The sequence below is a fragment of the Intestinibacter sp. genome (genome assembly GCF_022780145.1).
Taxonomy (GTDB): Bacteria; Bacillota; Clostridia; order Peptostreptococcales; family Peptostreptococcaceae; genus Intestinibacter.
The window spans coordinates 1-10,763 of the sequence record NZ_JALEXO010000038.1 but is presented as its reverse complement, the minus strand read 5'-3'; the positions used below and the strand labels follow the sequence as shown (position 1 = coordinate 10,763).

Below are 10,763 nucleotides of genomic sequence, written 5' to 3'. Positions count from 1 at the left end.
CAATAACATCTAGCATAGTTTTAGTCGCATTATCTCCTACTGAGTGGACATGTATAGAAAATCCCTCTCTATTAGCCTTATTAATTGCTATAGGTAGCTTATCTCTATCCCATAGAAATTCTCCACAGTAGTCGCTTCCCTTACCTGCTCCTAATTCATATGGCTCTATCAAGCTCCCAGTAGTTCCTTCAACTACACCATCTGCAAGTAATTTTACTGTGGTAGTTTTAAAGTAATCTGAGTCGAAATTATCCCTTATAGCTTTTATTCTGTCTATTTGTTCTATTGGATCCTCTCCTGGACTTATCGAAAATCCAGCTGAAATCCTCATTTTTAGTTTGTTTTCGTCTATTAGCTTCTTATAAACTTGTGGCTGTATACCCCATTTAAATCCAGAAAGTGATAAGATACTTGTGACTCCGAACTTGTGCATTTTCTGCTGGAATAACTCAAATGCCTTTTGGTATTGGTAATCTGTATATTCACCTTCTTTGACTAGATGGATTGCAGATTCCTTTAGAGTACCCCAAACCTTATTTGTATCGTCGTCGATTTCGATCTTGCCACCTGAAGGACATGGAGTATTTTCATCTATTCCAAACTTCTCAAATGCCTTGGAATTTAGCCATAAAGTATGACCATCGTATGCTCTTAGGATTATAGGAATGTCTCTAGAAACATCATCTAAATGTTCCTTTCTAGGACCCTTTGAGACCTCGTCTCCTTCAAAAATACCTAGAGACCATCCTCTTCCATATACTGTATCTATGCCTTTGTTTCTCTCTATAAAAGCCCTTATCGCGTCTTTGCACTGCTCTACAGAATCTAATCCGTACAAAGAAACCTCGTAAAGATCTGTCAATGCTGTACCGGGTGGATGAATATGGCTATCTATAAGCCCCGGAAGTACAGTATGCCCCTGAAGGTCGATTACTTTTAGTGAACCTTTGACTTCACCTGAATCTAGTGCACTCATCAAATCCAGAAAGTCAATAGACTCACCAAGTGCCAAACTTCTATCTATAAACTCCTGCGCACCCTCATTAGTTCCTACATACGCGATTTTATTTCCATCTATAACTAATGCCTCCTTCACACTGTTTTCAGAATCAACAGTATAAATCTTAGCATTTAATATTATTACCTGATTTTCCATTTTTACACCTTCTTTTTTGCACTTAAATTATAAGCGCTTTTGCCAAATCTTAAAGGCTCATGTCTTCTATATTTAAATCCTTAAGTGTCTTCATTTTACTTAAATTAGTCATATTTATATCAATTGGAGTGATAGATATATACCCGTTTTCAACAGCAAGTATGTCGCTATCGTCATCTTGAGGAATATCCGCTAAATCTCCACCTATCCAGACATATCTTTGACCCTTCAAGCTTTCTCTATTGTCCATTATATTATTATATACACGTTCACCTAATTTTGTTATTTTTACTCCCTTTTTGTCTCCTTTTGGTAAATTTATATTTAATGCCACACCGTTTAATTTATCTAAATTGCCTTGTAATTTTTCAATCAAATCAACTGTATATTTTGCAGCCTCCTCATAATCTTCTGTTGAAACATCATACGAATCACAAGAAATCGCAATAGATGGTTTCTTCTTTATAAGTCCTTCAACAGCAGCCGCAACTGTTCCAGAGTATATCACATCAGTTCCTAAATTTGGACCACTATTTATTCCACTCAACACCAAATCAATTTCAACATCATTTAAAATCGCCTCTAACCCAACCATCACACAATCGGCAGGTGTACCTGATGTTGAGTAAGCTTTTACATTTTCAGCTATAAATTCGTCGTTTATCAAAATCGGCTTGTGAAGTGTAATTCCATGACCGCTAGCACTTCTCGGACTGTCTGGCGCAACTACATATGTATTTGCTATTTTTGAGATTTCCTCAGACAAAATTTTTATCCCCTCTGCATTTATTCCGTCGTCGTTTGTTATAAATATGTTCATAATTTTCTCCTTTTAATATTATTTTGATTTATTTTATTATACCATAAGAGGATATTTCTTATAAAAATTCAATAAATAGTTTCTATTATTAATTTTTTGTAAAAACAAAAAAGACCGGAAAACCAGTCTCTTTTATTTATATAGTAACAGTTATCAAATCTATAACAATTATATATATTTTTAAATACTTAAATCCCTATTATATTAAAATTTACTATTTTAGTTCAAACTCATCTTCACTATAAGTTTCAAATTCATCATAATCAGATATAGTTATTTTACCTTCTACATTTTTTAAATCATCAATAGATTTAACATTTTTATTATCTTCACCATCTTCAAACCAGTATATTTCAGAATAATCTGTTTTACCTGCTGTAATATCTGTAGCCCAAAAAGGATCGTTCATAACACCATCGACACTTACATCTTCAACTGCAACCATTAAATGTTTCTTTTTCGTTTTATTAACTATAGTTACTTTATATCCAATTTCCCCCATGTCTTCATACTTTTCAGTTATAGTTACAGTTGCATAATCATTGTCAACTAATACAATTTCTTCTTTGTTTTTATCTTCTTGATTTTTTGATTTTACATCACTACTTGAAACATTAGAAGCTGGAGCATCAGAACTACACCCTACAAAACTCAAGCATAAAATAAAGCATGCAATAATACTTATTAGTTTTTTCATAAAATTCCTCCTGATATTTAAATACTTTCTGTTAATTTATTAATTAAATTAACCTGCCCTATAGCAAAGTATATCATATTTTTATCCTTTATTCTACATTAGTAGTATATTTATTTTTACAATTGTAGAACTTTTTATTGATTTTAATTCTACATATGTAATACTATTATATTATCACAGTATCATAAAACGGGAGGTATTATTTTGAATAAAAAAATCAAAAGAATCATTATATTTTTTATTTCATGTGCAATTTTAACTGGAATTGTATTTTTCATAAAACAAAAGCATGATAATAATATCGAAAAAACATATATCGATTATGTAGAAAACACGCTTATTCCTAAATACGGTAAATCTTCTTTGTATTTAGAAAATGGTAATAATTTAGATATAGAAGGAGAAAAATTATTAGATAAAAATGTAGAAGGAATTTTATTTTACAAAATTGTAGATTTAAACGGAGACTCTAATAAAGATTTATTAGTTCTTAGATCAAATATAAAACATAATTTAGATTATGAAGGCAGTATAAGTAATAAGCTAATATATGATATATATACAATAGATAATAAAAAAATAAAACAAATAAAAATAGAAAAAAATAACTTTTATTTATTAGGAGATTATTTAAATGATCCTAAAAAAAGCACAACTGAATATAGCTTATTTACTAATAAAAATAAATCACAAACATATTTTTGTACTAACTATTTAATTATTTCTAATTTTAAAAAAGATTTTTATTTTTCTTTAAATATATTTAAGCCAAATACAAATATTTTTTCTTCTACATATGAATTAAATGTAGATGTAGACGAAAGATATATGCCTCAAAAACCTTTTAGAATACTTTCCTTTGATATAGATTATGACTTAATATTTAAAAATAAAACTGATTTAAAAAATAAATGTATTTCTGATACTCAAAAGTATGGACTTAATAACCTTATTGAAAATATCTTTGATGATGCTGAAAATAAATCTTTTACTGATATTTCAAAATTAAATAATATTGATAAAATTATAAGTATAAAAATTAAATAAAATACAAAATAGAGTATTATACTAACTGAATCTATTCACTATAATACTCTATTTTAAAAAAAATTATTTATTTTTATTTATTTTTTTTAAAGTAATATCTGACATATCTATTATGTCAGAATCCTTAGGAACGACACCTCTAGCTTTACATCGTTTTTCATGAAACTCTCTTACCTCTGGAGGAGCATCCTTATATGTATAAGTATACACACTTATAGTAAAAATATCATTCTCTTCATACTCTGTTTTTAATAAATAATCAAATTCCAAGTTGACAAAGCTACCTAAAGTAATAGCAAAAATAGCAACCGCAGCAAAATATCCTGCCTTTAATTTTTTTACAAATAAATCCTGTAATCTTCTCTTTAATTTTTTAGAATCACTGAAGCTCATATAATATTCTTTTTCAAATTTTTCTTTTAAATTAATAGAATATTTTACAGAATTCGTTATAGCTAATCCGTATTCTTTCTTCTCATCAAAGGTTCTATCCTTGACTACTCTTTGGTCACAAGACAGTTCACAGTCATTTTCCATAACATGGATTAACAAATATACTAGAGGATTAAACCAGTATACTATTCTAATCAAGAAGCAAATTAATTTTATTAAATTGTCCTTATACTTGTAATGTGTCAACTCATGTCTCAAAATCCAAGATATTTCTTCACAACTATATCCCACATTAGGCACTAATATATACGGTCTAAAAACTCCTATCAAACAAGGTGATTTTACATAATCGCAGTATCTTATGACTATATTTTTATCAACACTCATTTCATTTTTCACTTCATTAAATATAGCAGTAAAATCGTCATCTACATCATAAGACAATTTTTTAATCATCTTTTTATATTTAAGATACGTCATAATTGAATATATCGATAAAATCATCACACCAATTAAATAGAATACAAATATATAAAAATACGTGTCAAATTCTATACTACTTTGCATCGACACTACCATATCACTTACTTGACTTATTTTATTTTTTTCAGAAAAAGTATATTTAATTGGAATTTCTAGAGGAACAATCAACCTGATTATTACAAATAACCAAATATAATAATTTAAATTTTTGCTGTATCTTTTGAGCCAAGTTGTCTTTAATAATAATATAAATAAGATCAGAACAGAAGATATTATCGTTGTTTTCAATAAATTAATGATTACATCTTGTATGCTAAACATTTACTATTTATCTTCCTTTAAATTTGTCAGCCAATCTTGAATATCCTCTAGCTCGTTTTTCTCTATTTTACATTTATCATTTAATGACGACAATAAATTTTTTATAGAGCCTTGGTAAAATGTATCCATAAAATTAGCTGTTTCGTAATCTACATAAGCGTCTTGTTTTATTAGAGGCTCATAGTAAGAATATCTGCCTATTTTCTCCACGCTCAAAAATTCCTTTTTTATTAATCTAGACAAAACAGTTAATGTAGTCGTCTGCTTCCAGCCGTTTCCTTCTGACATTTCTGTAATTATTTCTTTAGATGAAAGCTTTTTATTTTGAGACCAAATATACTGCATTACTTGTAGCTCTGAATTCGGTAATTTAGATATAGACATAGACTTCGCCATCCTTTCGTTATTTTTATTAATATCTATATTAGAGTATTTTTTTTATTTTTTCAATTAGTATTACTCCTTTTACTTGGCTTTATGTTGACATTATTTTTTGATTGATATACTATTTAAATATAAAATACTACATTTGTAGTATATGATTCATAATACATTATATATAGGGGGTTAAGATACATGAAAAAAACAGCAAAATATTTTTTGTCTATTCTAATATCATTTGCCATGATTTTAGCAATAGGCTCAATAAACAAGTCTAATCAATCCTTTGCTTATCAAAAATACAATGACTTTGTGTATTCTAGTGATGCAGGAGTTGTAACTATTAGAGGCTACATTGGAGATGAAAAAAACGTAACAATACCAGAACAAATATACTATACTCCAGTTGCAATTATTGCTCCAGAAGCATTTGTAAATTGTGAATTTGAAAATATAACAATACCTAAAACAGTAACTAATATTGGCGGAGGGGCTTTTTTTGAATGTTGTAATTTAAAAAATATAATTGTAGATAAAGATAACAGCAATTTTTCTGACTACAATGGCATTTTATATAATAAAAACAAAACGACTTTAATAAAATGTCCTCGAAAAAATGAAAATCCTTCTATCTTAGATGGCACAACTAAAATAGAAGATACAGCACTTGCATCTACTAAAATAAAAAATATAGTTATTCCGGATTCTGTAAAGCATATAGGTGGTGGAGTATTTTATGGTACTCATTTAAATAGTATAACTATCCCTAATTCTGTCAATTATATAGATACAGAATATATGCTTGAAGAAGCGGACGAAGATTATGGCTATATTTTTGGTCAAACTAACGTAAATGAAATATGGCTACATAAGGATTCATATGCTTATAATTTTTTAAAGGATAAATATAAAAATCAAATTAAGCTAATCGACAAAAAATCAACACTAAATATAACTGGACAAAATTATCCTAAAACTATATCATATGGAAGTCCCTTTACTTTAACAGGGAAAATAACTTCAAACTACAAATTAATATCTGTAAGTGTCCAAGTACTAGATAAAAACGGCAAAGCTGTACCTACAGCATCAAAAGAAATATGCCCTTATTCATACACATACTCAAAAATCGATTCAGGTATAAAATTTGGAACACTTCCAGAAGGAAATTATACATATAAAGTTACAGCTACAGATCAAAGCGGTACTAAAAAAACATTGATAAACAAAGATTTCAAAGTTGTAAAACAACAAGTAAACGACGTTACAGGACTTAAATACACAAGCACAACTTCAAGTACAAAACTATCTTGGAACAAGACAAGTGGCGCAAACGGCTATGAAGTATGGATGTATAAATCTTCATTAGGAGATTATACAAAGGTAAAAACTATAACAAGTAGCTCTACCCTTTCATATACAAGAACTGACTTAACATCTGCTACTATGTATAGATATAAAGTTAGAGCTTATAAGATAGTTACTGGCGTTAAATATTATGGAGATTTTACAGATGAATTTGTAACAGGAACTAAGCCTCTTACTCCATATATCTCAGTTTCAAGTACTCAAAAAGGGAAAATAAAAGTAACTTGGAGTCATATATCATCTAAGACTACTGGATACCAAGTTTATAGAGCAACTAGTAGATATGGAACATATACTAGAATTGCTACTATAGAAGATGATAATGTTAGAAGAAGTTATACTGATAGTCAAAGAACTTCTAATAAAACTTATTACTACAAAGTAAGAGCTTATAGAGCTCTAAAAGACGGAAGTAAAGTTTACAGCTCATATAGCTCTGTCAAATCTATAAAAGCTAAATAAATTAATTGAGGTATAAGCGAATTTACAAATGCTTATACCTCATAAAAATCATACTAAAAAATATTTATCCTTCAAAATTTTATGTAGGTTTATCATTGCAAATGCATAGCAAAGATCGCTTACTGCTTCGATGTTTTCATTCAAGGCGTTTACCAAGAATGCAACTATGAAAAATAGTGAAAGTACTTCAGAAACATAGTATATAACTTTGCCCTCCTTTTTTTCATTCTCCTGTTTGATTTGCTGTACCTGTTCTTGGTTTACAGGCATTCCACAGTTCATGCAAAATTGGTCTTTGTTTTCGTCGATAAAATTTCCACATTGTTTACAATACATCGTTACTACACCCCTTTTTTTGTATGATTTTATTATAGTAGGTCGATTTTTAAATCTGTAATTTGCGTTTTTAGGTTAGTTTGATTGAAAATAAAAACAGCCATATTTGAGCGGTTAAACTCTCGTATGGCTGTTTTTTATTAAATATCAAAAGGTGTGTCTTTGATTAGATTTAATTTTTGTTTACAGAACACTGCAACTTCTTCATCTGATGCTTTTTCTGCTACTTTTAACAAATTTTCAAATAAGCTTTGCATTCGATTCATGTATTGATTATCCAACTCTATAGTAAATTCTTCAGATAAAATATATTCGTTTATTTTATCTTCTTCAAGTAACTTTAATAGAAATTCTATATCATCGTATTTATCACTTATACTGTTATCTAAATTTGGACTGTTACAAACACCTATTACAAATAAATAATATTTTATACTATTTTTAAAATCTGATTTTTTATTCAACAGTTCAGCTATATCTTGATATATATAAGCAAAGCTGTAATATTTATCCGATTTAAAATCACTGCTATCCCTATGTTTATTTATACAATCAATCTCCATATTTAAGTATTTTATGGCTTCATCGTAATCTTTTTTATCGTCATAGGCTCTAGATATGCTTTTACATAATCCATTATATTTACTATACGAAATAGAAATTCTATCCCACATATCTAGGTTTTCCTCTTCCTCGTAAAATTCTCCGGTAAAAAGGCCATATCCACTTAAATTGTCAAGTGCTTTTTTGTAACATTTTATTGCCATATCGTAATTATGACAGGCATTATAATTATCTGCAGCTTTTTCATATTCTGATACAGAAGACACTATCCATTTCTCGCTATGTTTTATATTATACTCAGCTATATAATAATAATCGCATTGACTTCTATAATTATCACTAAGTTCAAAATCATCACAGTAATAATATAATTGATCTAAAATCATATTTTTCTTGTACTCATCGAAAAAATTATTTTGTTTTAGTATTTCATATGCGTTCAAATAATCATTATATATGTCTTCTTTGTCTGCATAGATTTCTCCTTTTATATTTGCTAACTGATATATCAAATCAAATTGAAGTTTAAAATTATCTAAATTAAACTCATCGTATAACTCAACACCTTCTTCTATAGAATTTATAGCTTTTTCTTCTTCATACTCTTTTATGTAAATTTCACTAGCTAAAACACAATTTCTACAAATTTGCTCTACAATGTTTAAATCATCTTTAGATAAATTATGATCTATTAGAGATTCTTTATAAAATTCTGACTGCAGGTTTATAATATCAGCCATTTCACTTCCTAAATCTGACTTGCTATTTTTATGATACATATCCATGGCAAAATCTAAATATTTTTGGCTTTTACTTTTATCCTCGTTTTTTAATATGTTTATTAACTCATAACATACTGCCATATACAATTTTTTAGGATAGTTTTCATCTGGATTTAACTCTATTTGATTCAATTCGTAATCTAATAAATCTTCTAATGTATCTACGGCCGTTTTATTTTGTCCATTTAGTACATATAATTTTGATAACTCGATTACTGATGAACCTTTATTGACATACTCACGGCTTTCATCATTTTCTACTATCTTTTTTGAATATTTTATAGCATTTTCATAATCATCTCTGCGCAAATATATTTCGATTATTTTTTCATATATTTCTTCTATGAGATAGGTTCCACCTATATCATCCATGTTGATATAATTGTCATCTTCCGTATTAAAATAATTATATTCTTCTTTTTTGTAGTGATTAAGTGCTTTATCGTACTCTCCAAGCTCTAGAGCTAAATCCCCTAAAACCTTATGATCTAAAGGTTCTCTATTTATAAATTTATCAAATAACATCTTCTATTCTCCCATGTATAATTCTCCATAATAAAGTGCTTTTTTATTATCTTTTATTATATCTTGATTTAGTATAATGTCCATAGAATCTGCCATATAAAATTGATATAATTCGTAGCAAATATCCTTTGTCTGCTCATCTTCTAGACCTAAAATTTCTTTTTTAATTTCAAAGCTCTCTACTAAACATTTTTCAAAATAAGATAGGTATTTCTTTATCTGAGCTCCTTCTAATTCTCTGTCAACATCACCAAATTTATTAACCATAACTTTTGCAATTTCTATATACTGGTTAGCAATTTCTAAACTTGTATATCCATATTTATTTGATTTTATTTCTATACTTTTGTCAAAAAAATATTCCATATTTTCTAAAGCCCTATCTAATTTTTCATCTTCATCCAATATACTTCTCCAGCCACCATATGAACTTGAAATATATTTTACAGAAGAAGAGCCTATATCAAAACAAACCCCTGCAAGCTCGTCATCTATCATATTTAGCTCTTCGTAAATATCCACTGCTTTGTCGTAATAATCAAAACATTTTTCCTTAGAGCGACTAGATAGTAAATTTGCAAACTCATCATAAAATTTGGCAAGTTCAACTGTGCATCCACTAATTCTCTCTGCAAATATACTGATTAGCTTTATATATTGATTTCTTTTTTGGATATTATTTTTAATTCTCATAGTCGCCATTTCTGTCATCTTATTTGTAATCAGCTCACAAACAGCGGCATCTGGTTTTAATTTGTTGTAGACAAGATCTATTATTATTTGATGTAGAGAAATTCTATCGTCTCTAAATTCCATCCAGCCCTTGTCGATTAGTGAATTTATGCTATCTACATCGTCTATGCCACACCACTTCATAAATTCTAGCTTGTCGATTTTGACGTTTGCGATTAGAGACATATTCATAAGGATGTATTTTTCGAAGTTGCTTAGTTTTGCAGTATTAAACACTACTTCTAGGTGCATCATAATCGATTTGTTGTTTAGCTTTTTATCTTTTCTCAGCTTTACTTTGTCCTTGTTGGCGCTAGTTATGCCCTCTAGACTTTTTAGCTTGTCGTATAAAATTATCGGCTCTATTTCACTGGTTCTAAGCTGTTTGGCGATTAATTCGACTGTCATCGTATGTCTGTCTACGATTTCGATTATATCGTCTATTATTTTTCTGTCGTCTTCTGAATAATCTATCTTGTTGTAGCTGTAAAATAGTGCCTGCAAGTCAGCTATATCCTTGAACTCTTCTACCTCTATTTGATGGTAATTGTAGTCTGTAAAATCATTTCTAGTCGTGATAATAAATTTGCAGCCTGAGTTTATCAGATCTTCTAGGTTTTCGTCCTCGTCGACATCGAAGTTATCCACAATTATCAAGGTTCTGTCGTCTGATAGCTCGCAGATTTTTTCTAGCTT

10 protein-coding genes are annotated in these 10,763 nt (G+C 28.8%); 2 read left to right on the top strand and 8 right to left on the bottom strand.

Annotated features, from left to right (window positions below; translation table 11 throughout):
• The 3 genes from MR593_RS01520 to MR593_RS01510 all read right to left on the bottom strand — a co-directional run.
• A partial coding sequence (locus tag MR593_RS01520) for an amidohydrolase (protein ID WP_290686233.1) occupies positions 1–1,156 on the bottom strand: 1,156 nt, incomplete at its 3' end.
• A 49-nt stretch (positions 1,157–1,205) separates the two neighbouring features.
• Entirely contained in the window at positions 1,206–1,976 is a 771-nt protein-coding gene (surE, locus tag MR593_RS01515) for a 5'/3'-nucleotidase SurE (RefSeq protein ID WP_290686231.1), read from the bottom strand.
• 214 nt (positions 1,977–2,190) lie between these two features.
• Entirely contained in the window at positions 2,191–2,673 is a 483-nt protein-coding gene (locus MR593_RS01510) for a hypothetical protein (RefSeq protein WP_290686228.1), read from the bottom strand.
• A gap of 204 nt (positions 2,674–2,877) precedes the next feature.
• Between MR593_RS01510 and MR593_RS01505 the strand changes: the two genes are divergently transcribed.
• Positions 2,878–3,720 (top strand): hypothetical protein, encoded by an 843-nt coding sequence (locus MR593_RS01505; RefSeq protein WP_290686225.1) that lies wholly within the window; start codon positions 2,878–2,880, stop codon positions 3,718–3,720.
• A gap of 63 nt (positions 3,721–3,783) precedes the next feature.
• Here the strand turns inward: MR593_RS01505 and MR593_RS01500 are convergent, their stop codons facing one another.
• Positions 3,784–4,917 carry a M56 family metallopeptidase gene (locus MR593_RS01500; protein WP_290686222.1) on the bottom strand — a complete coding sequence of 378 codons (1,134 nt, stop codon included), beginning with the start codon at positions 4,915–4,917 and terminating at the stop codon, positions 3,784–3,786.
• A gap of 3 nt (positions 4,918–4,920) precedes the next feature.
• Entirely contained in the window at positions 4,921–5,313 is a 393-nt protein-coding gene (locus MR593_RS01495) for a BlaI/MecI/CopY family transcriptional regulator (RefSeq protein ID WP_290686219.1), read from the bottom strand.
• Positions 5,314–5,493: 180 nt separating this feature from the next.
• Between MR593_RS01495 and MR593_RS01490 the strand changes: the two genes are divergently transcribed.
• On the top strand, positions 5,494–7,128 hold the full coding sequence (locus MR593_RS01490) for a leucine-rich repeat domain-containing protein (protein WP_290686216.1): 1,635 nt from the start codon (positions 5,494–5,496) through the stop codon (positions 7,126–7,128).
• A gap of 48 nt (positions 7,129–7,176) precedes the next feature.
• Here the strand turns inward: MR593_RS01490 and MR593_RS01485 are convergent, their stop codons facing one another.
• The 3 genes from MR593_RS01485 to MR593_RS01475 form a co-directional block, all read right to left on the bottom strand.
• A complete protein-coding gene (locus MR593_RS01485) occupies positions 7,177–7,464 on the bottom strand; it encodes a hypothetical protein (protein WP_290686213.1) in 288 nt (95 codons plus the stop codon).
• 140 nt (positions 7,465–7,604) lie between these two features.
• Positions 7,605–9,335 (bottom strand): hypothetical protein, encoded by a 1,731-nt coding sequence (locus tag MR593_RS01480; protein WP_290686211.1) that lies wholly within the window; start codon positions 9,333–9,335, stop codon positions 7,605–7,607.
• A gap of 3 nt (positions 9,336–9,338) precedes the next feature.
• The coding region (locus tag MR593_RS01475) for a hypothetical protein (RefSeq protein ID WP_331474709.1) at positions 9,339–10,763 on the bottom strand (1,425 nt) is incomplete at its 5' end.